This is a genomic window from Anaeromyxobacter sp. K, from assembly GCF_000020805.1.
Classification (GTDB): Bacteria; Myxococcota; Myxococcia; order Myxococcales; family Anaeromyxobacteraceae; genus Anaeromyxobacter; species Anaeromyxobacter dehalogenans.
This window is the reverse complement of the sequence record NC_011145.1, coordinates 584,106-609,029: the sequence shown is the minus strand read 5'-3', so window position 1 is coordinate 609,029 and position 24,924 is coordinate 584,106. Positions and strand designations below refer to the sequence as shown.

18 protein-coding genes are annotated in these 24,924 nt (G+C 75.1%); 15 read left to right on the top strand and 3 right to left on the bottom strand.

Going from position 1 to position 24,924, the window contains the following annotated elements:
- Positions 1-28: 28 nt before the first annotated feature.
- Positions 29-865, bottom strand: coding sequence for a YwiC-like family protein (locus ANAEK_RS02585; protein WP_012524594.1), 837 nt, complete (start codon positions 863-865; stop codon positions 29-31).
- 179 nt (positions 866-1,044) lie between these two features.
- Entirely contained in the window at positions 1,045-2,583 is a 1,539-nt protein-coding gene (locus ANAEK_RS02580) for a DUF3943 domain-containing protein (protein ID WP_232288350.1), read from the bottom strand.
- Between the two features lie 112 nt (positions 2,584-2,695).
- Here ANAEK_RS02580 and ANAEK_RS02575 point away from each other — a divergent pair, with 112 nt between their 5' ends.
- From ANAEK_RS02575 to ANAEK_RS02555, 5 genes are all read left to right on the top strand, one after another.
- Entirely contained in the window at positions 2,696-3,259 is a 564-nt protein-coding gene (locus ANAEK_RS02575) for a TMEM165/GDT1 family protein (protein WP_012524592.1), read from the top strand.
- A gap of 84 nt (positions 3,260-3,343) precedes the next feature.
- A complete protein-coding gene (locus ANAEK_RS02570) occupies positions 3,344-4,045 on the top strand; it encodes an MgtC/SapB family protein (RefSeq protein WP_012524591.1) in 702 nt (233 codons plus the stop codon).
- Between the two features lie 100 nt (positions 4,046-4,145).
- Complete coding sequence (locus ANAEK_RS02565; protein ID WP_012524590.1) at positions 4,146-8,447, top strand: DUF3857 domain-containing protein; 4,302 nt, start codon at positions 4,146-4,148, stop codon at positions 8,445-8,447.
- Between the two features lie 107 nt (positions 8,448-8,554).
- Complete coding sequence (locus ANAEK_RS02560) at positions 8,555-9,043, top strand: hypothetical protein (protein ID WP_012524589.1); 489 nt, start codon at positions 8,555-8,557, stop codon at positions 9,041-9,043.
- Between the two features lie 104 nt (positions 9,044-9,147).
- Positions 9,148-11,256, top strand: coding sequence for a TonB-dependent receptor (locus ANAEK_RS02555; protein ID WP_012524588.1), 2,109 nt, complete (start codon positions 9,148-9,150; stop codon positions 11,254-11,256).
- A 205-nt stretch (positions 11,257-11,461) separates the two neighbouring features.
- Here the strand turns inward: ANAEK_RS02555 and ANAEK_RS02550 are convergent, their stop codons facing one another.
- Complete coding sequence (locus tag ANAEK_RS02550) at positions 11,462-13,159, bottom strand: DNA mismatch repair protein MutT (protein ID WP_012524587.1); 1,698 nt, start codon at positions 13,157-13,159, stop codon at positions 11,462-11,464.
- Between the two features lie 130 nt (positions 13,160-13,289).
- Here ANAEK_RS02550 and ANAEK_RS02545 point away from each other — a divergent pair, with 130 nt between their 5' ends.
- The 10 genes from ANAEK_RS02545 to hypE all read left to right on the top strand — a co-directional run bounded on the left by ANAEK_RS02545 (position 13,290) and on the right by hypE (position 24,923).
- Positions 13,290-13,781, top strand: a complete 492-nt coding sequence (locus ANAEK_RS02545; RefSeq protein ID WP_012524586.1) for a MarR family winged helix-turn-helix transcriptional regulator — start codon at positions 13,290-13,292, stop codon at positions 13,779-13,781.
- Between the two features lie 468 nt (positions 13,782-14,249).
- Positions 14,250-15,374, top strand: coding sequence for a hydrogenase small subunit (locus tag ANAEK_RS02540; protein WP_012524585.1), 1,125 nt, complete (start codon positions 14,250-14,252; stop codon positions 15,372-15,374).
- A 5-nt stretch (positions 15,375-15,379) separates the two neighbouring features.
- Entirely contained in the window at positions 15,380-16,333 is a 954-nt protein-coding gene (hybA, locus tag ANAEK_RS02535; RefSeq protein ID WP_012524584.1) for a hydrogenase 2 operon protein HybA, read from the top strand.
- A complete protein-coding gene (locus tag ANAEK_RS02530; protein WP_012524583.1) occupies positions 16,330-17,577 on the top strand; it encodes a Ni/Fe-hydrogenase cytochrome b subunit in 1,248 nt (415 codons plus the stop codon). The genes hybA and ANAEK_RS02530 overlap by 4 nt, the downstream gene beginning before the upstream one ends.
- A gap of 11 nt (positions 17,578-17,588) precedes the next feature.
- Entirely contained in the window at positions 17,589-19,322 is a 1,734-nt protein-coding gene (locus tag ANAEK_RS02525; protein WP_012524582.1) for a nickel-dependent hydrogenase large subunit, read from the top strand.
- Between the two features lie 96 nt (positions 19,323-19,418).
- Positions 19,419-19,946 carry a hydrogenase maturation protease gene (locus tag ANAEK_RS02520; RefSeq protein ID WP_012524581.1) on the top strand — a complete coding sequence of 176 codons (528 nt, stop codon included), beginning with the start codon at positions 19,419-19,421 and terminating at the stop codon, positions 19,944-19,946.
- A gap of 144 nt (positions 19,947-20,090) precedes the next feature.
- Positions 20,091-22,412: a carbamoyltransferase HypF gene (hypF, locus tag ANAEK_RS02515; RefSeq protein ID WP_012524580.1), complete on the top strand. Its 2,322-nt coding sequence runs from the start codon at positions 20,091-20,093 to the stop codon at positions 22,410-22,412.
- A gap of 28 nt (positions 22,413-22,440) precedes the next feature.
- A complete protein-coding gene (locus tag ANAEK_RS02510; protein ID WP_011419534.1) occupies positions 22,441-22,728 on the top strand; it encodes a HypC/HybG/HupF family hydrogenase formation chaperone in 288 nt (95 codons plus the stop codon).
- Between the two features lie 12 nt (positions 22,729-22,740).
- Positions 22,741-23,877 carry a hydrogenase formation protein HypD gene (gene hypD, locus ANAEK_RS02505; RefSeq protein WP_012524579.1) on the top strand — a complete coding sequence of 379 codons (1,137 nt, stop codon included), beginning with the start codon at positions 22,741-22,743 and terminating at the stop codon, positions 23,875-23,877.
- 20 nt (positions 23,878-23,897) lie between these two features.
- Positions 23,898-24,923 (top strand): hydrogenase expression/formation protein HypE, encoded by a 1,026-nt coding sequence (gene hypE / locus ANAEK_RS02500; RefSeq protein ID WP_012524578.1) that lies wholly within the window; start codon positions 23,898-23,900, stop codon positions 24,921-24,923.
- Position 24,924: the final 1 nt, after the last annotated feature.

Sequence of the window (24,924 nt, the reverse complement as noted above, 5' to 3'; positions counted from 1 at the left end):
CCAGGATCGCACGGCGGGCGGACACGCGTCAGCGGAGGCCGACCACCAGGATGACGAGCGTCACCGCCGACGAGCCCACCAGCGCCCAGCCCAGCTCGCGCAGCCGCTTCGGCGAGACGCGCACCAGGCACACCGCGATCGAGAAGAGCGCGGTGGGGAGCGTGGCGAGCGCGAGCGCGCCGGGCAGGCCGGCCGCGCTGAGCGCCACGGCCGCGAGCGCGAGCAGGCCGGCCAGCACGGCGTGGCGGCGGCCCGGGTCGGCCGCGCCCTTCGACCGGACGCGCACCAGGATCACCTGCACCGCGAGCGTGGCGGCCCCGAACGCGAGGATCCAGGCGAGCAGCGCGGCGAGGGCGGCCGGGTGCTCGGCGCCGGCGGCGAGCGCCACCGCGTAGCCGGCGGAGGCGAGCGCGGCGGCCACCGTGATCTCGCCGGCGACCGTCTTCTCGAGCCGGCGCCAGACCAGCACGCCCACCACCACCGCGAGCGCGGCCGGGAGCAGCAGCGCGAGCCGCGCGGCGGGCGGCGCGAGCGCGATGCCGGCGAGCCCGGTGGCGGCGGTCAGGGCGCCGAGCGCGGCGAGCCAGCGGCGGGCGCGCGCCCCGTCCTCGGCGACGGCGCGGCGGCCCCGCTGCCCGAGCACGATCAGCAGCGGCTCGTGCGCCACGAACGCGAGCACCACCGCCGCGGTGAGCAGCCAGGCGGCGGCGCCCGGCCGGGCGATGGCGAGCGCGGTGAGGAGCGGCATGGCGAGCTGGCCCCAGGCGCCGTGCTCGTGCGGCAGCATCGAGCGGCGCTTCGCCGGCGCGGCGGCGGGGGCCTGGGGGGCCTGGCGGGCCTGGGGGACGATGGGCTGGCTCGGCACTTCGCGGGCTCCGGAGGACGGGGATCACCCGTCGATGTAGCAAGGGGGCTGCCAGCCGCAACCCCCGGGTGATCCGCGGGTTTCCTGGTCGGCGCCCACCGCGCACCCGCCGGTCGGTGCAGGCCCCCACGGATTCCCGACGGTCCCGACCGCCCGGGGACCCTCCGGGCGGCACCGGGTCACTGGGTCAGCAGCGCCGGGTCGAGCGGCTCGGGCGGCGCGTGGAAGCCGTTCATCTCCCAGAAGACGCGCACGCTGCGCCCGGTGAACGCCTCGCGGCCCCCCGTCTCGGGCCAGAGGGTGCGGGTGTGGAGCGTGCCCTCGATGCCCACCCCGTGCTCGCCGGCGATCCGCACCACCACCGCCGCGTCGCCCGCGCCGATCAGCTCGTCGCCGCCGATGGTCCCGGCGCCGAAGAGCAGGTAGTTGCGCAGGCCCAGCCGCACCGTGGCGCGCTCCGCGGCGGTGAGCTGCAGCTCCAGCACCGACTGGCCTCCCGGGCCGAGCCGGTAGTCGCGCCCCTTGCCCTCGGCGTCGCGCGCCACCTGCCCGCCGCCGCCGATGAGGATCCCGGACACGATGGCGGTGCCCTCGACCCGCACGTCGTGCGCGAGGAGGCGGCCGCCGGAGGTGCCGAGGCCGAGCGCGCTGGTGGAGACGCGGAACACGCCCGGCGTGTCCAGGTCGAAGCTCCCGTACAGCCCGTAGACGCCGCGCCAGCCGGCCGGGTCGCCGTAGGTCGCGCCCGCCAGCAGGCCGCGCAGGATGAGGGTCGCGTCGGGGTTGGAGCGGCCGGCGTACGCCGCCTCCAGCTCGAAGTGGTCGAACGGCCGCTCGAAGCGGAAGGCCGGGTGCCACGCGAGCCCGTGCACCATCCGGAACGCCACCTCGGGCGAGGTCTCCCAGCCCGGCGGCGGCCCCGCCGCGTCCCACGCCAGGCGCGCGGCCACCGGGCCGGCCGAGAGCGTCCACGCGCGCGGCTCGTCCAGCTCGTCGTGGCCGTCGTGGAGCAGCCCGTGGTTGAGCGCGTCCATGGGCGCGAGCAGCCCGGCCCCGAGCTCGCGCCACGGGTTCCTGCCGTCGCCGCGCAGGATGCCCGCGAGGCGGAACAGCACCTCGCCGAGCACGATGCCGCCGATGGGCGTCGTGATCTGGTCGTTGATGGAGGGCGGCTCGGTCTCGCCGGCGATCTCCCAGACCAGGCTGGAGGCGATGGTGTACGGCGTCGAGCCCCAGAAGCCGAGGCCGGCGCTGCGCGCCGCGGTCATCGACCACATGCCCTGGTACGGGTGGCCGAACTGGTTGATCCAGAACTGGTCGTCGTCGAGCACCCAGGCGCTGCGGAGGTTGCGGCCGATCGAGTCGCCGGTGATGTCGGCCCAGGGCGCCTCGCCCACCCAGCGGTTCCAGCCCATCATCGCCAGCGTGACCGCGGCCGACTCCGCCGCCGGGAGGAACACGTTCGCGCCGGGCGGGAGCGGGTGCGGCGAGGGGTGCGGCGAGAGCGCGGGCGGCGGCAGCACCGAGGCCGGGAGCGTCGCCGCCGTGGCGGCGGGCGCGTCCGGGGCGCCCGCGCGCAGCGGCGCAGCCGACGCCGGTGCGGCCGCGACCTCGTCCTCGGCGGCGGGTGGAGGCGACCGCGGGTCCGCGGCGTCGTGGGGCTGCGGCCAGGAGAGCGCCAGGCAGGCGGCGGCGATCAGGACACGGCGTGCGGGCACGGCGGAGCCCCGCATCTAGCATCCCCGCGCGCGCCGCGCCAGCCACCGGCGATTGGCTTTGACCCGCCCGCGCCGGTCCGGTATCCGTGCGCTCCCCGCCCTGCGGCCCACCATGGAATCCATCCTCGGATCGTTCCTGCTCGTCGCCGCGAGCGAGATGGGCGACAAGACCCAGCTCCTCGCGTTCTCGCTCGCCACCCGCTTCCGGAAGCCCTGGCCCATCATGGCCGGCATCCTGGTGGCGACGCTCGCGAACCACGGCCTGGCATCTTCGCTCGGCGCCTGGATCTCGGCGAACGTGCCCGCGCGCATGCTGGCCGGCGTGCTCGCGCTCACGTTCCTGCTGTTCGGCCTGTGGACGCTGCGCCCGGACTCGCTGGAGGCGTCGAAGGGGCCGGAGCGCTTCGGCGCGTTCCTCACCACCACCCTCCTCTTCTTCCTCGCCGAGATGGGGGACAAGACGCAGCTCGCCACCGTGGCGCTCGCCGCCCGCTACGGCGACGTGATCCGGGTCACCATGGGCACGACGCTCGGCATGCTCGCGGCGGACGGGCTGGCGGTGTTCCTGGGCGAGAAGCTCGCGGCCCGCGTCTCCTCGGCGCGCATCCGCTGGGCGGCGGCCGGCCTGTTCTTCCTGTTCGGCCTCATCTCGGCCTGGGCGGCGATCGCCGGCTGATCCACCGCGGGATCGCGCGCGCGACCGGCGGGCGTGGCGGGTCGCGAGCTTGCGCCCGGCCGCCCGAGGGGCGAACCTTCCGACGTGCCGCCCGCGATCGTCGACGCCGAGGACCTCCGCATCCTGGGCCACCTGTGCGTCGCGCTGGTGGTGGGCGGCGCGATCGGCATCGAGCGCTCGTACCACGGCCGCCCGGCGGGCTTCCGGACGCACGCGCTCGTGTGCCTGGCCTCCAGCCTCCTCATGCTGCTGACGCTGTACCAGCAGCGGTGGTTCCCCTCCGCGGAGTCGGTGCGGCTCGACCCGACGCGCATGGCGCAGGGGATCATGACCGGCATCGGCTTCCTCGGCGCCGGCGTGATCTTCAAGGAGGGGATCACCGTCCGCGGCCTCACCACCGCCGCGTCCATCTGGATCACCTCCGCGATCGGCGTGATGGTGGGCAGCGGCATGTACTTCCCGGCGCTCGCCGCGACCGTGCTGACGCTGGGCGTGCTCTCGGGGTTCCGGCTGATCGAGGCGCGGCTGCCGGCGCACCAGTACGCCGCGCACCGCCTGCGCTTCCACCGCGACGAGGCGCTCGGCGAGGAGGCGGTGCGAGAGCTCCTCGCCCGGCACGGCTGCAAGGTGAGCTCGATGTCCTGGCGGCTCACCGACGAGGGGCGCTGCGTGGAGTACCGGATGACCGTCCGCACCTCCGACTCGCGCAACTTCTCCAGGCTGGCCGCGACGCTGCAGGGGCTCGCGGTGGTCCGCGAGTTCGTGCTCTCGCCCGCCGGCGACTGACCGCCCGCGCCCGCCGTTGCTCGCGCGCGCCGCGCGGCGCGCTGGCGTGCCGGGCGGCTCTCCTCCACAATGAGGGATCCCCAGCTCCGGTGCGTCCCACATGAACCTCCGTCTCCTCCCCGCGCTCGCCGCCGCGAGCCTGTCCCTCCTCGCCGCTCGCGCCGGCGCCGCCGACGCGCCGTGGGAGGGCGCGCCGTTCTCCGCCGACCCGAAGGCGATGCTCGCCGCCGCCCAGGCGCTCGCGCCGCCGAAGGCGGCCGGGGTGGACGTGCTGCTCGAGGAGGGCCGGTTCCGCTACGACGCGCGCGGCGCGCTCACGCTCGAGCACCGGCTGGTGTTCCGGCTGCTGACCGCCGAGGCGGCGCGGAGCTGGTCGCGGGTGGAGCGGTCCTACGCGCCCTGGCAGCAGGCGCGCCCGGAGCTGCGGGCCCGCGTGATCACCGCGCAGGGCGAGGTGCACGAGCTCGACCCGTCCACGCTCACCGAGCAGGGCGTCGCCGACCGCGCCGACCTCATGTACTCCGACCGGCGCGTGGTGGCCGGGCCGCTGCCGGCGGTGCGGGCCGGCTCGCTGGTCGAGGAGCTGATCGTGGTCCGCGACACCGCGCCCGCGTTCGACGGCGGCACGAGCGCGCGCTTCTTCCTGGCGCAGGCGCTGCCGGCGCGGCGGATCCGCGTGGAGGTGGCCGCGCCCGCCGGGCTCCCGCTGCGCTGGGTGGTGCGCGGGATCGACGCCGCGCCCAGGGAGACGAAGGACCGCGGCGAGCGCCGCCTGGTGATCGACCGCCGCGACGTGCCGGGCTGGACCGCGGTGGAGCCGGGCGCGCCGCGCGACACGCCGCCCGCGCCGTACCTGGCGTTCGGCTGGGGCCGGTCCTGGGCCGACGTGTCGGCGCGCTACGCGGCCACCTGGGAGCGCCAGCTCTCGGGCAGCGACCTCGCCGCGGCCGCGCGCGAGGCGCTCGGCGAGGGCAAGGCGCCGGATCGCGCCGAGGCGGTGCGCCGCGTGGTGGCCTGGGTCCACCGGAGCGTGCGCTACACCGGGCTCGAGCTGGGCGAGGCGGCGCTGGTGCCGGCCACGCCCGCCGAGGTGCTGAAGCGGCGCTACGGCGACTGCAAGGACCTGTCGCTCCTCGTCGCGGGACTGCTGCGGGCCGCCGGCCACGACGCGCGCCTCGCGCTGGTGCGCACCGACTGGCACGAGGTGAACCCCGAGCTGCCCGGCATCTCGCAGTTCGACCACGTGGTGGTGCGGGTGGAGGGCTCGCCGGCCATCTGGGTGGACGCGACCGACCCGTACACGCCGCCCGGCGTGCTGCCGCCGGCGGTCGAGGGGCGGCTGGCGCTGGTGACGCCCGGCGGGCGCGAGCTGGTCCGGACGCCGGAGCGCGCCGCGGCCGACAACCGGGTGCGCATCGTGCGCGAGCTGTTCATGGCGGAGAGCGGGCGCGGCCGGATCCGCGAGACGCGCGAGCTGGTCGGCGCGCTCGCCGCCACCGAGCGCGCGTTCCGGGAGCGGATCCCGCCGGAGCGGCGCGACGAGGTGGCCGAGCACTACGCGAAGGAGGTGCTCCGCGCCGGCGAGGTCCTCTCCGCCACCACCGAGGGCCTCGACGATCCGTCGGCGCCGCTGCGCATGGTGGTGGACGCGAAGGAGACGGACGCGGTGCGCACCGCCGACGACGAGGCCGCGCTGCCCGTCACGCCCGACCAGGTGTTCGACGCGCTGCCGGGCTTCCTCACCGGCGATCCCGAGGGCCACGCCGCGGCGCCGGCGAAGCGCACCGCCGACCTGCTCCTCGTGGTGCCCTACCAGTGGGAGGTGACCTACCGGATCCACGCGCCGGACGGCTTCAAGCCCCGCCCGCTGCCGGCGAGCACCACCGAGCGCTTCGGCCCGGCCACCTACTCGCAGGCGTACGCGCTCGAGCCGGACGGCACCGTGACGGCCACCTTCCGGTTCGACACCGGCGGCCGCCGCCTCTCCGCGGCGGACGCGGCCCGGCTCGGCAAGCGCGCCCGCGAGGTGGTGCGCGGCGGCTCGCCGGTGGTCGCGCTCGATCGCACCGCCGCCACCCTCCTCGCGGGCGGCAAGGTGCCCGAGGCGCTCGCGGAGATGCGGCGCCTCGCGGCGCTCCATCCGAAGGAGGCGCTCCACCACGTCCAGCTCGCCGCCGCGCTGGTCCGGGTCGGCTTCTCCGAGCAGGCCGCCGCCGAGGTCCGCCAGGCCATCGCGCTCGAGCCGGACAGCGCCTGGGCGCACCGCATCCTGGGGTGGATCCTGCAGCACGACGCGGTGGGCCGCTACCAGGGGCCGGGGCACGACCGCGCCGGCGCGCTCGCCGCCTACCGCAAGGCGAAGGACCTCGACCCGGATCACGCCGGCGGCCGGGCGGCGCTCGCCGAGCTGCTCGCGCGCGAGGCGAACGGCGCGCCCGCGGCGACCATCGGCGAGGCCATCGAGGAGTTCGAGGCCATCCGCTCCGACCTGCACGAGCAGGCCTTCGACGGCCCCTACCTGCGCACGCTGTTCGACGCCGGCCGCGACGCGGACGCCGAGAAGCTCGCGCGCGACGTGCCGCGGGGGCGCGAGCGCGACGCGCTGCTCCTCGCCGCGGTGGCGATGCAGCGCGGCGCGCCCGCCGCCGAGGACGAGGCGCGCGGCATGGGCGAGGGGCGCCGCGACGCGCTCCGCGACGCCGCCCGCCTGATGGTGGGGCGCCGCAGCTACGCGGCCGCCGCGGCGCTCGCGGGCGCGGCGGCGCAGGGGGCGCCGAACGCGGCCGAGATCCGGCAGCAGGCCGACCTGTTCCAGGGGCTGAAGCCCTGGGAGACGCTCGCGCCGCAGGGCAGCGAGGCGGCCCGGCTGGTGAAGCGCCTGTTCGTGGTGGCCCTCCGCGCCCCGGAGCCGGGCCGCGAGCTGCCGGGCATGGTGGCCCGCGCGCGCCTCGGGCCGGAGCTGGCGCGGATCGCCGACCAGGGGCTGGGCGGGCCGGTGGCCGGCGCGCGCCGCTCGCTGCACGAGCAGGGCATCCCGCCGGACGTGCTGCTCGACCTGGTGCTCTCGCGGGTGGAGATGCTGGAGGACGGCGACCCCCGCGCCGCGGTGCGCGTCCGGGTCCAGTTCCCGTTCACGCCGGGTGACGGACGGTCGGCCGTGTTCGTGGTGCGGGACGGCAAGGAGCCGAAGGTGCTCGCCACCGACACCGCCTGGCCCATCCTCGGCGCGGAGGCGCTCCGGCTGGCCGGCGCGGGAGACCTCGCCGGCGCGCGCCGCTGGCTGGACTGGGCGCGCGAGACGCTCCCCGGCGCGGAGTCGGATCCGTCCACCCCGGCCGGCGTGCTGGCGCGGCTGTGGCGCCCGGGCGCGGAGGCCGGCGCGCCCGAGGTGCGCCGCGCCGCCGCCGCGGTGCTGGCCTGGGCCGACGAGGCCGGGCGGACGCTGCCCACCCTCTCCGAGGCGCGCGCGCAGGCGGCCGATCCCGCCGAGCGCCGGGCGCTCGGGTTCGCGCTGGCGCAGGCGTACCGCGCCGCCGGCAAGCGCGAGGACCAGCTCCGCGTCGCGCGCGAGCTGCTCCAGGACGACCCGGCCTCGCGCGAGGCGTTCGCGCTCGGGGCGGTGGCGCTCGCCGACCTGAAGCGCCCCGCCGACCTGGAGGCGCTCGCCGCCGGCGTGCTGCAGCGCCTGCCCGACGATCCCGAGGTGCTCGGGCTGCTCGGGAACCTGCGGCTCGGGGCCGGGAAGGTGGACGAGGCGGCGAAGGCGTTCCGCCGCCTCATCGACGCCGGCAAGGCGAGCCCGCTCGTGCTCAACAACGCCGCGTGGCTGGAGCTGTTCCGCGCCACGCCGGGCAAGGACGCGCTGGACTGGGCGCGCCGCGCGGTCGAGGGCGAGCGCGGCCAGAACCACCCCTCGCTCAACACGCTCGCGGCCATCTACGCCGCGAGCGGCCAGCCGGCGGAGGCCCGCGAGGTGTTCCTGCGGTCGCTCGACGTGAGCGGCGACGCGCTCGAGCCGGCCGACTGGTTCGTGTTCGGCCGGATCGCCGAGGCCTGGGGCGTGCCGGAGGCGGCGCGGGCCGCCTACGCGCGGGTGGCGCCGGATCCGCAGGATCCCACCGCCCCGCACGCGCTCGCGCAGCGCCGCCTGGCGCTGCTCGGCCCGGCGCCCGCCGTCCCGGGCGCCCCGGCGCAGCCGGTGCCGGCGGGCCCCGCCCCCGCGCCGGCGGACGCGCCCGTCGTGAAGCCCGCCGGGCCCGCGCCCGCGCCGTCGCCGGCGGCCGCGCCGCCACCCGCGCCCGCCACGCCCGACGGCGCGAAGCCGGGGAAGAAGGCGCCGGCGCGGAGGAAGCTGGCGCCGCCCGCCCCGAAGGCGCCGGTGGCGGGCGAGCGGCCCGCCTAGCCGGCGTGCCGCACCCTCCGTGAACTGCGTCACGGGCGGGGGCGCATCGTCGCGCGGCAACCACGGACCTTGCGTCCGGCCGCACGGGCCGCGAGAGTGGCCTGTCCATGCTCGCCGCCGCCGGCCGCCCCGCCGCCCGCGTCGCCGCCGCGCTGCTCGCGCTGGCGCTCTCCGGCGGCGTGCGCCTGCTGCCGGCCGGGCCCGTGTCCGGGCCGCACCGGTGCTCGTGCCGGTCCCACGGCGAGGATCACCTCTGCGCCTGCGCGGTCTGCAACGCCCAGGCGCGCCGGGCGCGGAAGGCGGCGCGGCCCGAGGACCTGCCCCCCTGCCACCGCGACGCGGCCCGCCGCGCGGCGGCGCAGGAGGAGGCGCGGGCCCGGCGCGCGGCGCTGCCCGGCATCCTGCCGACCTGCGGCGACCCGGACGGCGGCCTGGCCGCCCCCGGCGCGCTGGATCCGTTCGCCGTCCCGGCCCGGTCGGCGCTCGCGCTCGCGGAGTGGCGCACCACACCCGCGGATCCGGCCGCCACGGCGCCGGAGCGGGCGCCGCGCCCCGCCGTGCCGCCGCCCCGGCCGTCCGCCGTGCGCGCGTCCTGATCCGGCGCGCCCCGCACCATCACGAACCGTGAACCTGCGGCCGCGGCCGCCGGCGCGAGCCGGCGTGCGCGCGGCGGACGTGTACCCGTCTGTCCGGAGGACCGATGTCCAGGAACTGGAAGCTCGCGCGGCTCGTGGCCGCGCTGACGCTCCTCCCCGCGCCCGGCGCGGCGGAGGAGCCCGCGGCGGAGCCGCGGACCGAGGTGCTGCTGGAGGAGATCGTGGTGAAGTCGCGGCGCGAGCCGCGCGCAGACGGGCTGGAGGTCCGCGAGGTGCGCGAGACGCCGGCCCGGGACCTGGGCGAGGCGCTGGAGCAGACGCTCGGCCTCGGCAAGGTCCGCAAGGCGGGCATCGCCAGCGACGTGGTGCTGCGCGGCCTGAAGCGCGACGACGTGAACGTGCTGGTGGACGGCACGCGCACGCACGGCGCCTGCCCGTCGCGCATGGACCCGCCCGCGTTCCACCTCGACTGGGCCGAGGTGGACGGCGTGGAGGTGCGGCGCGGGCCGTTCGACGTGAGCCAGCCGGGCGGGCTCGGGGGCATGGTGGACGTGCGCACCCGCGCCGCGCGTCCGGGGCCCGGCGCGGAGGTGAACCTCGGCGCGGGCTCGTCCGGCGCGATGGAGAGCAGCGCCGTCGCGTCCTACGGCGGCGGCCGCGCCTCGCTGCTGCTGGGCGGCGCGTTCAAGCGGAGCGACCCGTACCTCGCCGGCGACGGGCGGAACATCACCGAGGTGATCCCGGCGACGAGCACCGGCCGCTACCGGGACACCTCGGATCACCAGACCGCGTACGACGTCCGGAGCGGCTGGGCCAAGGTGGGCCTGACGCCGGCGGAGGGGCAGCAGCTCGAGGTCGCCTACACGCGCCAGGAGGCGGACGACGTGCTGTACCCGTACCTGCTCATGGACGGCATCCGCGACGACACCGACCGGGTGAACGCGACCTGGCGCGCCGGCGCGCTCGGGCCGCTCGCGTCGGCGCGGGCGCAGCTCTACTGGACCCGGGTGGCGCACGACATGGACGACCGCGACCGCTGCAGCTCCGCGGCCGATCCGGCCGCCTGCGCCGGCGGCCTCGCCGAGGCCTGGTCGATGCGCACCGAGGCGCGCACGCGCACGCTCGGCGCGAAGCTGGAGGCCAGCCTCGGCGAGGCCGGCGACGCGATCGAGGCGAGGATCGGGGCCGACCTCCTCGTCCGCAACTGGGACAACGAGACCATCCGCGTCCGGCGCGCCATGCCCGGTCAGCCGTACGTGGGGGAGGCGTCGATCCCCGACGTCACCCAGACCACCGGCGGCGCCTACGCCGAGCTGCGCCGCGCGCTCGCGCCGTCGGTGCGCGCCACCGCCGGCGCGCGGCTCGACGTGGCGGAGTCCTACGCCGGCGTGGACCGCCGCGACTTCTACGCCACCTGGCGGCCCGACACCACGCCGGAGCGCTCGCGCACCGACCTGCTGCTCGCCGGCAACGTCCAGCTCGACTGGGACGCGGCGCGCGGCCTGACGGTGTTCGCCGGCTACGGGCACGGCACGCGCCTGCCGGATCCGCAGGAGCGCTACATGGCGCTCGCGGGGCTGATGGGGAAGCCGGCCTGGGTGGGCGACCCGTCGCTCCGCCCCACGCGCAGCGACGAGCTGGACGCGGGGCTGCGCTTCACCGCCGACCGGCTGCTCGCGAAGGCGCAGGTGTTCCACGCCTGGGTCGAGGACGAGATCACGCTCGTCCCGCTCGCGCTCGCGAGCGGCGCGACGGCCAAGACCTACGCCGGCGTCAGCGCGCGCCGGGTGGGCGGCGAGGCGTCGGCGCGGCTGGCGCTGCCGCTGCGGCTCTATGCCGCCGCGGCGGTCGCGTACGTGTGGGCCCGCAACGACACCGCGGGGACGCCGCTCGCCGAGGTGCCGCCGCTCCGCGCGAGCGCGTCGCTCCGGTGGGACAACGGCCGCTTCTTCGCCGAGGCGGAGGAGCAGTGGGCGGCGCGGCAGGACCGGGTGGACCCGGCGCTCGGCGAGCGGCCCACCGACGCGTGGTTCATCACGAACCTGCGCGCCGGCGCCGCGTGGCGCGGCGTGAAGGCGTTCGTGGGCGTGCGCAACCTGCTCGACAAGACCTACGCCGAGCACCTGTCGTACCTGCGGGATCCGTTCGCGGCCGGCGTGAAGGTGCCGGAGCCGGGGCGGACGCTGTACGCGAACGTACAGTGGACGTTCTGACGGGGCTGCGCCCCGCCCCGCGGAGCGGAGCTCCGCGGGGCCCCACCGTGCTGCGCGGGTCCCGTTGACCTCGTGCGGCCGCCTTCGCGGGGTCGCACGAGGTCCCCGCGGGCGCGGCCTCCGCCGCGCGGCCGGAGCCGACGCCACCGGGGCCGCTCTCGCCCGCCCGGGCGGGAGCGGCCTCCGTCGCGCGGCCGGAGCCGCGTCAGCGCGCGGTGAGCGCGTCGGCGGTGACGAACCGGGGCGCGATGTCCACCGGCACGTCCTCGATCCGCGCGAGCGCGCGCGCCACCTCGGGCCGCACCACGCCCAGCTTCTCCAGCATGGCCTTCGCGCCGGCGCGGTCGCCCTTCGCCTGGATCGTCATGATCTCGCGGGTGAGCCCGGCGACGGCGTCGCGCATCTTCGGGCCGTCCACCGCGAACGTGCCGTCCTTGCGCGCCACGATGGCGCCGTGGTCGAGCAGCCAGTTGAGCTGGATGGCCATCCCCTTGCCGTGCGCCTCGTTCAGGCCGAAGCGGATGGAGCGGAACGCGCCGCACAGGAACGTGGGGTAGAGCGTGGCGCGCATGCGCCGGTCGAGCTTGCCGTCGTCGAGCAGCTTCTCCAGCGCGAACAGCCCGGCCACGTCGGCCTTCGCCTCCTCGAGCGCGCTGTAGGTGTCGGCCAGCGCGGCGCGGACCGTGACCTCCTCGCCGTTCACCTTCGCGTGGTGCGGGCCGAGCCCGTGCACCAGCTCGTGCATGAGGATGTGCGTGAAGAACGGGTCGAACGCGACGTGGGCGCGGTCGGCGGGCGACAGCAGCCGGCGCGCGACCGGCAGCAGCACCTTCTGGAACTTCGCCTCCTGCACGTTCTTCAGCATCACCCGCTTCGACCCCATGGTCCGGGTGACCCACTCGTCGTTCGGGAGGTTGTAGGCCGCGGTCTGCACGCCCTTCGCGGCGTCGCCGCCGGCGTAGACCTCGTTGACGACGCGGATGGGCGCGAGCGCGCCGATCTTCGGGTTCTTGAACGCCGCGTCGATGGGCAGCGCGTCCTCGATGCCCTGGAGCTCGGCGGCGAAGCGGGCCACCTTCGCGGTCTCGGCCTCGTCCCGCACCCCGATGAACGCCTCGAACGCCGCCTTGGCGTTGAACCAGCCGTCCTCGTAGACCTCGTACGGCCCGATGGTCGGCTCGACCGCCGAGTCGAGGCGCATCCAGGCCACGTCGGAGTCGCGGTAGGCGTTGCCGACGAACGCGGCCGCGCGCGCCTCGAGGAACGTGCGCAGCCCGGCGTCCTGGGTCGCCGCGGCGGCGTCGCGCAGCAGCGCCGCCGCCCGCGCCAGCTCGCCCTGGTACTCGAGGCTGTAGGGCACCGCCACGAGCTTGCCCGCCGCGTCGCGGCGGACCGTGGTGAAGAACCCCATGGCCCGATCCTTCTCCTCCGGCGCGAGCCCGGCCGCCCAGCGCTCGACCTCGTCCTTGCCGGCGCCCGCCGGGTAGAAGTTCGCCTGCTGCGGCTTCTCCGGGACGCCGGGCAGGAACGCGCGGTCCTCCTCGAGCCGGTCCCACGGCCCCTTGTTGCGCAGGAACAGGCGGAGCCGCGCCTCGCCGAGCGGGCTGCGATCCTCGACGAGCCGCAGCAGGAGCGCCTCGTTGCCGGCCCACACCTGCCGCAGGAACAGCGCGTCCATGATCCGGCCCGCCTCGACCAGCTTCGCGAGGGCGGTGCGCTCGGATGCGGGCAGCTTCGAGAGATCCACCTTCAGGTCCACCGGCGCGAAGCGGGCCTCGGCGCGGCGGAGCGCGGCGACGCCGGGCGGCGCGGCCTCGGCGGCGCGCGACGGGCCGGGCACCGCGGCGGCCAGGGCCGCGATCGAGGCGAGCAGCGAGGTGGAGAGGTTGCGGACGGCGTTCATGAGGGCTCCTCCGGGAGGCCCATGTTCTACACCGGCGCCGGTGCGCCGGGCGGGCCGGCAGGCGGTCGCCCCGGCGAGGTCGCGACCGGTCGCCTTGACCTGCCCGCGCCGCCCGGCCTTTACTGACCGCGTGCCGCTCCCGGAGCCCAGCATCGGCCTGCTCGTCCTCCTGGCGCGCCACGGCATCCGCGACGTGGTCGGCCCGCGCGCCGCCCGCCACCGGCTGACCGTGCAGCAGTTCTGGGCGCTGTACTGGCTCCTGCACCAGCCCGGCCTCGCGCCCGGGGAGCTCGCCGCGGCGATGCTGCTCGACGCGCCGGCCGGCTCGCGCCTGGTGAGCGAGCTGGCGAAGCGCAACCTGGTCGAGGCGCGGCCGGACCGCGTCGATCGCCGCCGTGCGCGGCTGTTCCTCAGCGAGAAGGGCGAGCCGCTGGCGCGCCGCGTGGCCGAGGACGCCGCGCGCTACCACGCCGAGTCGCTCCGCGGCATGGAGCCCGCCGAGGTGGCGGCGCTGCGCTCCGGGCTGCGCAAGCTCATCGACAACCTGGCCGCGCTGGCCGGTGCGCCCGCGCAGCCGCCCGCCGCCGCGCGCCGGAACGGCCGCGGCGCGCGCGCCGGCTGACCGCGCCGCGGGCGCGGCGCCCCGACATTTCCCGCGCCGCCGGATTGGCGCGGTCCACGCTCACGCATGGTCAATTCACGCCTTGCGGGCTCCCCGCGCGGTCCCGCACGCTCCGTGCGCGTGGATCGGGTTCTGCGCCCCGGATCCGCTCGGCCGCGCGGGCGAGGCCGGATTTTTTTCGATCCCGGAGCGCGCGCAAATTTTGTATCCGACCGGACAGGTCAATGTTGCGTCGCGGAGTCCAGAAATGCCATTTTTCGGGGGCTCCGTGCGCTTCTGTCCGGGTCGGCGTTGACGTCTGTCAATTCTGGACGCGTCCGCTCGGTGCGCGCTGGCGCGCCTGCGGTCATTCGTCCCACCGGCCGCTCCGCAAATCGTGCGCCGCCGGGAATCCCGTTTCCTTCCGCAATTTTGCCGCGTTGCAATTCCAATCCGGGGCGCTAGTCTCGCGCGCACCCGGAGGACGGAATGGACAATATCGGCTCCCAGATGATCAGCGGCCCGGAGACCAAGGGCGTCTCTCGCCGTGACTTCATCAAGGTGTGCAGCGTCGCTGCCGCCGCCGTCGGCCTGCCCGCTTGGGCCGGCGAGAAGATGGCGGAGAACGTCGGCAAGAAGAAGCCGTCGGTCGTCTGGCTCCACTTCCAGGAGTGCACCGGCTGCACCGAGTCGCTCCTGCGGACCAGCCACCCGGACGTCGGCGCGCTGATCCTCGACCTCGTCTCGGTGGACTACCACGAGACCTTGTTCGCCGCGGCGGGCAAGCAGATCGAGGCGGCGCTCGAGACCGCGAAGAAGGCGGGCGGCTACGTGCTCGTGGTCGAGGGCGCGATCCCGAAGAAGGACGACGGCATCTACTGCATGGTCGGTGGCAAGACCGCGGTGGACTCGCTGGTCGAGTGCGCCGAGAAGGCGGCGGCGGTGATCTGCATCGGCTCCTGCTCGAGCTGGGGCGGCGTGCCCTCCGCGGCGCCGAACCCGACGCAGGCGGTGGGCGCCCCGGAGATCCTGAAGGAGAAGGGGATCAAGAAGCCGGTGGTGACGCTGCCCGGCTGCCCGGCGAACCCGTACAACCTGCTCGGCACCGTGCTGCAGTTCGCGACGTTCGGGACGCTGCCCAAGCTGGACGAGAAGGGCCGCCCGGCGTTCGCGTACGGCCGCGTGATCCACGAGGACTGCCCGCGGCGCCCGCACTTCGACGCCGGCCGCTTCGCGCAGGCCTACGGCGACGAGGGCCACCGCAACGGGTGGTGCCTCTACAAGATCGGCTGCAAGGGACCGCAGACGCACGCGAACTGCTCGCTGCTCTCGTTCTGCGAGGTGCCGGGCGCGTGGCCCATCGGCATCGGCCACCCATGCGTCGGCTGCACCGAGCAGGGCATCGTCTTCAACGTGCCCATCAACCAGAACCTCCCCATCGAGCACCCCACCGCCCCGATGGCCTACCCGGCCATCCACCCCGAGCACGGGGTGGTGGGCGGCAGCCCGGTCGCGGTCGGCCTGGGCGGCGCGGTGATCGGCGCCCTGGTCGGCGCGGGCGTGGTGGCCTCCCGGAAGATGGCCGCCGCCGACGACGCAGACGGGAAGGAGTAGCGGCGATGACCATCTCTCGACGAGACCTGCTCAAGGGAGCGGTCGCCGCGGGAGCCGCCGTCGCCATCCCGGCCACGGCGGAGGCCCGGCACGAGATCGAGCCGCTCCCCGACGCGGTGGGCATGCTGTTCGACTCGACGCTCTGCGTGGGCTGCCGCGCCTGCCAGAGCGCCTGCAAGGCCTCGAACAAGCTCCCCGAGGACAAGGTGGAGGCGAACGGCGGCGTCTACGACGCGCCGAACGACCTGAACAGCACCACCAAGAACGTCATCAAGGCGTTCCCCGCCGGCGACGTGCAGCACTACATGAAGCAGCAGTGCATGCACTGCGTCGATCCCTCCTGCGTGTCCGTCTGCATGCTGGGCGCGCTGCACAAGGAGGGCGAGGGGAAGCGCGACTTCAAGGGCGAGAAGAAGGGCACCGGCATCGTCCTCTGGGACAAGTGGACCTGCGTCGGCTGCCGCTACTGCCAGATCGGCTGCGCCTTCAACGTCCCCAAGTTCGAGTGGTTCGAGGCGTTCCCGGCCATCGTGAAGTGCGAGCTGTGCCGGCACCGCCGCGACGAGCAGAAGACCGGCCCGTACGCGGTCGCGAACCCCGCCTGCTGCGAGGTCTGCCCGCGCGAGGCGGTCGTCTTCGGCTACCGCAAGGACCTGCTCGCCGAGGCGAAGCGGCGCGTCGCCGCCGACCCGCAGCGCTACAACCCGCACGTCTACGGCGAGCACGACGGCGGCGGCACGCAGGTGCTGTACCTCGCCGCCGCGGGGGTCCAGTTCCACGACCTCGGCCTGCCCGACCTCCCCGAGCGCTCGCAGGCCGAGTTCTCGGAGAGCGTCTCGCACGCGCCGTACCTGCACGGCGTGACGCCGATCGCGCTGTACGCGGCGATGGCCTTCGTCATCAACCGCAACAAGAAGAAGGAAGAGGCCGCCGAGCACGGCGAGGAGGGCAAGCGATGAGCGGCCACGACCACCCGCAGGCCATCGGGGGGAAGATGCTCGACCCCCTCATGAAGATCCTGCTCGCCGTCTTCGGCGTCTCCGCCGTGGTGATGGCGTACCGCTTCGTGATGGGCGTCGGCGCGGTCTCCAACATGACCGACGGCTTCACCTGGGGCATCTGGGAGCCGATCAACGTCGTCGTCTTCACCGGCATCGGCGCCGGCGCCTACGGCGTCGGGCTCCTCTGCTACCTGCTCAACAAGGGCCAGTACCACGGCCTGGTGCGGCCGGCGGTGCTGCTCGGCGCCATCGCGTACACCCTGGGCGGCAGCTCGATCATGATCGCGCTGGGCCGCTACTGGAACGCGGTGACGCTGCCCATCGTCCCGTGGTGGAACCTCAGCTCCGCGCTCCTCGAGGTCGCGGTCTGCGTGATGATGTACGTGATGGTCCTCTGGATCGAGGTGCTGCCGGCGGTCTTCGACGGCGCCGCCCAGAGCAAGTCGCCCCGGTGGTCCGCCATCGGGAAGAAGTGGGGCGCGCGCATGGCGAAGGCGATGCCCTACATCATCGCGCTCGCCATCCTGCTCCCCACCATGCACCAGAGCTCGCTGGGCGGCCTGTACCTCATCGCCGGCCCGAAGCTCCACCCGCTCTGGCACACCGCGCTGCTCCCCACCCTCTTCCTCGTCTCCTGCCTGTCGATGGGCTACGGCGCGGTGGTGGTGCTGGTGAACATCCTGCGGCTCAACTGGAACGCGAAGCAGGACCAGGCGCTGTTCGCCAGCATGTCCAAGGTGAACGCGGGCTTCCTGCTGCTGTACGTGGTGCTCCGGCTCGGCGACGTCGTCCTGAACGGCAAGCTCCGCTTCCTCGGCGCCGACTTCGCCACCTTCCTGTTCGTGGTGGAGCTGGCCCTGTTCATCGCGCCGGCGGTCATGTTCGTCATGCCCGGCGTGCAGCGGAACCGCGGCAAGCTGTTCGGCGCCGCGCTCCTGGCCCTGCTCGCCGGCGCCGTCTACCGCGCCGACACGTACATGACCATGTACCGGCCGGCCGGCTGGACCGCCGACGGCAAGTCCATCGCCGCGGGCTGGGACTACTTCCCGTCGCTCGGCGAGACCGTCGTCACCGTCGGCATGGCCGCGGTCGGCATGGCCATCTTCATCTTCATCTCCCGCCTGTTCCCCGTCGTCGTCGTCGACCAGGGGAAGAAGTCCACGATCGGCCGCGGCGAGGTCCGGGCCGCTTCCGGCCACTGAGGGGTGCCTAAATGAGCAAGCTCATCACCATCGACCCGGTCACGCGCATCGAGGGTCACCTCCGCATCGACGTCGAGGTCGACGGCGGCGCGGTCAAGAACGCCTGGTCCTCGGGCACCATGTGGCGCGGCATCGAGACCATCCTCCAGGGCCGCGATCCCCGCGACGCCTGGATCTTCACGCAGCGCATCTGCGGCGTGTGCACCACCGTGCACGCGATCGCCTCGGTGCGCAGCGTCGAGAACGCGCTCGGCCTCGAGATCCCGCTGAACGCGCAGCTCATCCGCAACCTCATCGTCACGGCGCACACGCTGCACGACCACATCGTGCACTTCTACCAGCTGTCCGCGCTGGACTGGGTGGACGTGACCAGCGCCCTGAAGGCCGACCCGGTGAAGGCGGCGCAGCTCGCCGAGTCGATCTCCAGCTGGCCGGGCAACTCGAAGCACGAGCTCGCGGCGGTGAAGGCGCGCCTCGAGGGCTTCGTGAAGGCCGGGCAGATGGGCATCTTCACCAACGGCTACTGGGGCCACCCGGCGATGAAGCTCTCGCCGGAGGTGAACCTGCTCGCGGTCGCGCACTACCTCCAGGCGCTGGAGATCCAGCGCAAGGCCAACATGGCGGTGGCGATCCTCGGCTCGAAGACGCCGAACATCCAGAACCTGGCGGTGGGCGGGGTCGCCAACGCCATCAACCTGGACAGCCCGGCCGCGCTGAACATGGAGAAGCTGTACCAGGTGAAGACCCTCATCGACGAGGTCGCCACCTTCATCCAGCAGTGCTACCTGCCCGACGTGGCCGCCATCGGCGGCTTCTACCCGGACTGGTTCAAGTACGGCGCGGGGGTGACGAACTACCTCTCGGTGCCCGAGCTCCCGCTCGACGAGAAGATGTCGAAGTTCGACATCCCGGGCGGCGTGCTCTGGAACGGCAAGCTCGAGGTCGCGCACAAGATCACGGGCTGGAACGACGACTACCTGAAGCAGAACGTGACGGAGTCGATCGCGCACGCCCACTACGACGGCGCGTGGGCCAAGGGGCCGTGGGAGGAGGACGACAAGCCGAAGTTCGCCGGTGAGTGGAAGCACGAGACGCCGGCGCCCGACCGCTACACCTGGGTGAAGGCGCCGCGGCTCGAGGGCAAGGCGGTGCAGGTCGGGCCGCTCGCCTGCGTGCTGGTGGGCCTCGCCTCCGGCCACGAGCCCACCACCCGGTGGGCCACCGCGGCCATCGGCGCGGTGAAGGCGGTCCACAAGATCGACCTCACCCCGGCCCACCTCCACTCCACGCTCGGCCGCCACGCGGCGCGCGCCATCCGCGCGGCCATGATGGCCGAGATGGCCCAGAAGCAGTGGAAGCTCCTGGTCGAGAACATCGGCAAGGGCGACACGCGCATCTGGGTGGACCCGATGGCGAACCTGAAGCCCGGCATCTACAAGGGCGTCGGCTTCCACGAGGCGCCGCGCGGCACGCTCTCGCACTGGTGCGTGATCGAGGCCGACAAGAAGGGCATGAAGCTGAAGAACTACCAGGCCGTCGTGCCCTCGACCTGGAACGCCGGGCCCCGCGACGCGAGCGGCGCCCTCGGGCCGTACGAGAAGTCGCTCGTCGGCAACCCCATCGCCGATCCGAAGCTGCCGCTCGAGGCGCTCCGCACGATCCACTCGTTCGACCCGTGCCTCGCCTGCGCGATCCACACCGTGGACGCGGAGGGTGAGGAGATCTCGCGGGTGAAGGTGCTGTAGCTTCCTGCGTCGAGTGGTACACCCGATCCCGTCCTCGACCGCCGAGGACGGGATCGGTCTTTTCGGAGGCCCCGCCGCGCGGGGAGGAGGCCCGGGGTGGCGCGCATCGCGGTGTTCGGCATCGGCAACGTGCTCACCGGCGACGACGCCGTCGGGCCGTACGTGGTGAAGGTGCTGGAGGCGGGCTGGGAGCTGCCCGGCGTCGAGGTGGTGGACGCCGGCACGCCCGGCCTCGACCTCACCGCCTACTTCGCCGGCCTCGACGCGGCCGTCCTGGTGGACGCGGTGAAGGCGCGCGCCGCGCCGGGCGAGCTGCGGACCTACTCGCGCGAGGACCTGGTGAAGCGCTCGCCGGTGCTGGCCGTGAGCCCCCACGAGCCCGGGCTGCGCGAGGCGGTGATGAACGCGGAGTTCATGGGCGTGTGCCCGGCCACCGTGCGCCTGGTGGGCGTGGTGGCGGAGCGGACCGATCTCGGGTGCGCGCTCTCCCCGGCGGTGCAGGCGGCGGTGCCGGCAGCGGTCGAGCAGGTGCTCTCCGAGCTCCGGGCGCTGGGCATCGCGCCGCGGCCCCGTGACCCGCCCGCCGAGCCGGACCTGTGGTGGGAGAAGGGCCGCGCCGGCTAGCGCCGTGCCCGCCCGCAGGGAATGCGCGACGGGCAAGCGGACGTTGATCGACCGGGTGGCTGCCGTGCGTTGCGGCGGCGAAACGCGCGGCGGTAAGCTCGCGCCGCCCCAGCACGGAAGGCCGAGGCGCACGCGCCGCGCCGCATGACCACGCAGCGGACCACAGACGGCGGGCCGGACCTCTCCGCCGAAGGGCGACGCATCGCCGTGAGCGGCACGGTGCAGGGCGTGGGCTTCCGTCCGTTCGTCTACCGGCTCGCGCACCAGACCGGCGTGACCGGCCGCGTCCGGAACGACGCCGCCGGCGTGACCATCGAGGCGTTCGGTACGTCCGCCGCGCTCGACGCGTTTCAGGCCCGCCTGGTGAGCGACCGCCCGCCTGCAGCCTCGATCGCCGCGCTGCGCGCCGAGGCGATCCCCGCCGAGGCGGCGCCGCGCTTCGAGATCGTGGAGAGCGGCAGGTCGGCCGAGCGCCGGGTCGCCATCCCGCCGGATCTCGCCACCTGCCCCGAGTGCCTGCGGGAGCTCGGCGACCCCGCCGATCGCCGCCACCGCTACCCGTTCACGAACTGCACCGCCTGCGGCCCGCGCTTCACCATCGCGCTCGGCGTCCCCTACGACCGGCCCGCCACCACCATGGCCGGCTTCCGGATGTGCCCGGCCTGCGCGCGCGAGTACGGCGATCCGCTCGACCGGCGCTTCCACGCGCAGCCGAACGCCTGCCCCGCGTGCGGCCCGCGCGTCGCGCTCCGCGACGCCGCCGGCGCGCCGCGGCCCTCCGCCGACCCGATCCGCGACTGCGCCGGCCTGCTGCGGGCGGGCGGGATCGCCGCGGTGAAGGGGCTCGGCGGGTACCACCTCGCCTGCGACGCGAGCGCGCCCGCCGCGGTCCGGACGCTGCGCGAGCGGAAGAGGCGCGAGGAGAAGCCGCTCGCGGTGATGGTGGCCGACCTCGACGCCGCGCGGGCGCTCGCCGAGGTCTCGCCGGCCGAGGCGGCGCTGCTCACGTCGCCCGAGCGCCCCATCGTGCTGTGCCGGCGCCGCCCGGGCGCGGCGCTCGCGCCCGAGCTCGCGCCGGGCAGCCCCATCGTCGGGCTCATGCTGGCGTACGCGCCGCTCCACCACCTGCTCCTCGCCGACGCCGGCGTGCCGCTGGTGATGACGAGCGCGAACCTCTCCGACGAGCCCATCGCCTTCGACGACGGCGAGGCGCTGGCGCGGCTCGCGGGCATCGCCGACCTGTTCCTGGTGCACGACCGGCCCATCGCGTCGCGCTGCGACGACTCGGTGGCGCGGGTGGTGGCGGGGCGGCCCATGGTCATGCGCCGCAGCCGCGGGTTCGTGCCGCGCCCGGTGCGCACCGCGCGGCGCTTCGCCCGCCCGGTGCTGGCGGCGGGCGCGCAGCTCAAGAACGCCTGCTGCCTGGCGCGCGGGGACGAGGCCACCCTGGGCCCGCACGTGGGCGACCTCGACGGCCTCGAGACCTACGGCGCGTTCGAGGCGGCGGTGGCGCGGCTGGAGACGTTCCTCGCCTTCCGCCCCGAGCTGCTCGCCTGCGACCTCCACCCGCTCTACCTCTCCACGCGCTGGGCCCGCGAGCGCGCCGCGGCGCTGGCGCTCCCGCTCGTCGAGGTCCAGCACCACCACGCGCACGCGGCCGCCTGCATGGCCGAGCACGGGCTCGAGGGCCCGGTGCTGGCGCTGTGCTGGGACGGCACCGGGCTCGGGACCGACGGCGCGTCCTGGGGCGGGGAGCTGCTGCTGGCCGAGGCGGCGCGGTTCGACCGGCTCGCCACCTTCCGGCCGGTGCTGCTCGCGGGCGGCGACCGCGCCATCCGCGATCCCTGGCGCATCGCGCTCGCCGCGCTGCTCGACGCGTTCGGCGAGGACGCGCCGCTCGACCGGCTCCCCCTGTTCGCGGGGGTGCCGGCGCGGGAGCTGGAGGTGGTCCGCCGCATGCTGGCCACCGGTCTGAACGCGCCGCCCGCGCACGGGGCCGGCCGCGCCTTCGACGCCGCGGGCGCGCTGGCGCTCTGCCGCCCGTCGACGCGCTTCGAGGGCCAGGTGGCGCTCGCGCTCGACGCGGCCGCCCACGGGCACGAGGCCCCGCCCTACCCGTTCGACCTCGACGCGTCCGGGCCGGTGGAGGCGCTCGACCTGCGCCCGCTCTGGCGCGCGCTCGCCGCGGACGTCCTCGCGGCCCGGCCGGCGGGGGAGATGTCGGCCCGGTTCCACGCGGCGCTCGCCGCGGCCGGCGCCGAGCAGGTCCGGCGCGCGGCGCGCCGGGCCGGGAAGCTGCCGGTGGTGCTGACCGGCGGCTGCTTCCAGAACGCGCGGCTCGCGGAGGCGATCCGCGCGCGGCTGGAAGGGGAGTTCGCGGTATACCAGCACGGCGAGGTGCCGCCCGGCGACGGCGGGATCGCGCTCGGCCAGGCGGTGGTCGCCGACGCGGTGGCCCGCGCCTAGCGCCGGCCGCTGGAGGAGACGGAAAGACATGTGCCTCGGGGTTCCAGGGAAGGTCATCGCCATCGACGGGCTCGACGCCACGGTGGACTTCTTCGGCGTGCGCAAGTCGCTCCGCCTCGACATCGTGGACGAGCCGGTGCAGGTCGGCGACTACGTGCTCAACCACGTGGGCTTCGCGATCCGGCGCATCCCGCCGGAGGAGGTCCAGGAGACGCTGGCGCTGTTCGATCAGATCCTGGAGGTCTCCGGCGCGAAGGAGGACCTCATGGCCGCCGACGTCCGGGGCGAGATGGCCGCCGGGAAGGACCAGAAGTAGGGAGGCCCCGCGATGTCGAACGAGGATCTCTTCCGGCAGCTCAAGTTCCGCGATCCGGCCCGCGCCCGCGCGCTCGCCGAGGCGCTCCGCCACAACATGGACGCCATCGGCCGCGAGGTGTCGGTGATGCACGTGTGCGGCAGCCACGAGCAGGCCATCGCCCGCTTCGGCCTGCGCGCGGTGCTCCCGCCCGGCCTGGAGCTCATCATGGGCCCGGGCTGCCCGGTCTGCGTCACCGACGGCCCCGAGGTGGACGAGGCGGTGGCGCTGGCCGGCCAGGGCGTGCGCGTGTGCACCTACGGTGACATGCTGCGGCTGCCCGGCACGGCGCGCTCCCTCGCCGACGCGCAGGCGGACGGCGGCAAGGTCGAGGTGGTGTACTCGATCTCCCAGGCGGCGGAGCTGGCGCAGGCGCACCCCGACGAGCAGGTGGTGTTCCTGGCGAGCGGCTTCGAGACCACCGCGGTGGCCACCGCGGCGGTGGCGCTCGCCTCGCCGCCCCCGAACTTCTCCATCCTCTCGGTCCACAAGTACGTGCCGGCGGCGATGGAGATCGTGGCCGCGTCGAAGGAGACGCACATCGAGGGCTACATCGCGGCCGGCCACGCCGCGATCATCACCGGCTGGGCGATCTTCGAGCCGTTCGCGGCCCGCACCGGCGCGCCGGTGGTGGTGGCCGGGTTCGAGCCGCTCGACATCCTGGCGGCGCTGGTGAAGCTCACCGAGCTCATCCGCGAGGGCCGGCCGGAGGTCGCGAACGTCTACCCGCGCTGCGTCACGAAGGAGGGCAACCTCCCCGCGCAGCGCTCGCTGTGGCGCGCGTTCCGCACCGTGACCGGCCGGTGGCGCGGCATCGCCGAGGTCCCGGGCGGCAACCTGGAGCTGGTGCCCGAGCTGGGCGCGCTCGACGCGCGCCGGCGCTTCCGGATCGACACCGCGGGCGTGCGCGACGCGGCGGCGGAGGAGGAGGCGAAGGGGTGCATCTGCGGCCGGATCATGCTCGGCCTCGCCACCCCGGAGCACTGCGCGCTGTTCGGCACCACCTGCGTCCCGGAGTCGCCGGTGGGCGCGTGCATGGTGTCGTCGGAGGGACAGTGCCGGATCTGGCACACGTACGGCGGCGTGCCGGATCTGCGCAAGGTCGGCTAGGCAGGAGGGCGCGGAGACCCATGGACACGAAGGCGCAGCAGAAGATCGGCCTGAAGCACGGCTCCGGCGGGCGCGCCATGCGCCAGCTCATCGAGGACGTGTTCCTCTCGCTCGCGTCGCCGGTGGACGGCATCGGGCTGTCGGCGCTGGACGACGGCGCGGCCATCCGCGTCGGCGACCGCTGGCTGGTGATCACCACCGACTCGCACGTGGTGCACCCCATCTTCTTCCCGGGCGGCGACATCGGCCGGATCAGCGTCTCCGGCACGGTGAACGACCTCGCCATGATGGGCGCCACCGAGCCGGTGGGGCTGACCTGCGCGGTCATCCTCGAGGAGGGCTTCCCGCGCGGCGACCTGGAGCGGGTGGTGGCGTCGATGCGCGAGACGGCGAAGGAGGCCGGCGCGCCCTTCGTCACCGGCGACACCAAGGTGATGGGCAAGGGCCAGGTGGACGGCATCGTGCTCAACACCACCGGCGTGGCGCTGGCGGACCGGGTGGTCTCGGACGCCGGGCTGCGCGCCGGCGACCTGCTCGTCGTCACCGGCTCCATCGGCGACCACGGCATGGCCGTGATGGCGCGCCGGCACGACCTGCGGCTGGAGGGCGACCTCCGCTCCGACGTCGCGCCCATCAACGGCCTGGTGCGCGCGGCGCTCGCCGCCGGCGGCGAGGACGTGGTCGCGATGAAGGACCCGACCCGCGGCGGCGTGGCGGGCGTGCTGCACGAGATGGCGGCGAAGGGCGGCGTCGGCATCGTGGTGGACGAGCCGTCGCTGCCGGTCAACGACGAGGTGCGCGCCGCCGGCGAGATGATCGGCATCGACCCGCTGCTCGTCGCGAACGAGGGCAAGGCGGTCATCGGCGTGCGGGCCCGCTCGGCCGACAAGGTGCTGGCGGCGCTGCGGGCGCACCCGCTCGGCGCGCGCGCCACCGTGTTCGCCCGGGCCATCGCCGAGCGGCCCGGCGCGGTCATCCTCGACACCGGGTTCGGCAGGCGGATGCTGGCCGAGCCCGAGGGGGAGCTCCTGCCGCGCATCTGCTAGG

What these genes read in the sequence shown, in the direction of transcription:
- ANAEK_RS02550 (WP_012524587.1), bottom strand. Translation starts at nt 13,159, where the DNA reads ATGAACGCCGTCCGCAACCTCTCCACCTCGCTGCTCGCCTCGATCGCG.
- ANAEK_RS02540 (WP_012524585.1), top strand. Translation starts at nt 14,250, where the DNA reads ATGGACAATATCGGCTCCCAGATGATCAGCGGCCCGGAGACCAAGGGC.
- ANAEK_RS02575 (WP_012524592.1), top strand. Translation starts at nt 2,696, where the DNA reads ATGGAATCCATCCTCGGATCGTTCCTGCTCGTCGCCGCGAGCGAGATG.
- hypF (WP_012524580.1), top strand. Translation starts at nt 20,091, where the DNA reads ATGACCACGCAGCGGACCACAGACGGCGGGCCGGACCTCTCCGCCGAA.
- ANAEK_RS02530 (WP_012524583.1), top strand. Translation starts at nt 16,330, where the DNA reads ATGAGCGGCCACGACCACCCGCAGGCCATCGGGGGGAAGATGCTCGAC.
- ANAEK_RS02525 (WP_012524582.1), top strand. Translation starts at nt 17,589, where the DNA reads ATGAGCAAGCTCATCACCATCGACCCGGTCACGCGCATCGAGGGTCAC.
- ANAEK_RS02560 (WP_012524589.1), top strand. Translation starts at nt 8,555, where the DNA reads ATGCTCGCCGCCGCCGGCCGCCCCGCCGCCCGCGTCGCCGCCGCGCTG.
- ANAEK_RS02510 (WP_011419534.1), top strand. Translation starts at nt 22,441, where the DNA reads ATGTGCCTCGGGGTTCCAGGGAAGGTCATCGCCATCGACGGGCTCGAC.
- hypD (WP_012524579.1), top strand. Translation starts at nt 22,741, where the DNA reads ATGTCGAACGAGGATCTCTTCCGGCAGCTCAAGTTCCGCGATCCGGCC.
- ANAEK_RS02555 (WP_012524588.1), top strand. Translation starts at nt 9,148, where the DNA reads ATGTCCAGGAACTGGAAGCTCGCGCGGCTCGTGGCCGCGCTGACGCTC.
- hypE (WP_012524578.1), top strand. Translation starts at nt 23,898, where the DNA reads ATGGACACGAAGGCGCAGCAGAAGATCGGCCTGAAGCACGGCTCCGGC.
- hybA (WP_012524584.1), top strand. Translation starts at nt 15,380, where the DNA reads ATGACCATCTCTCGACGAGACCTGCTCAAGGGAGCGGTCGCCGCGGGA.
- ANAEK_RS02565 (WP_012524590.1), top strand. Translation starts at nt 4,146, where the DNA reads ATGAACCTCCGTCTCCTCCCCGCGCTCGCCGCCGCGAGCCTGTCCCTC.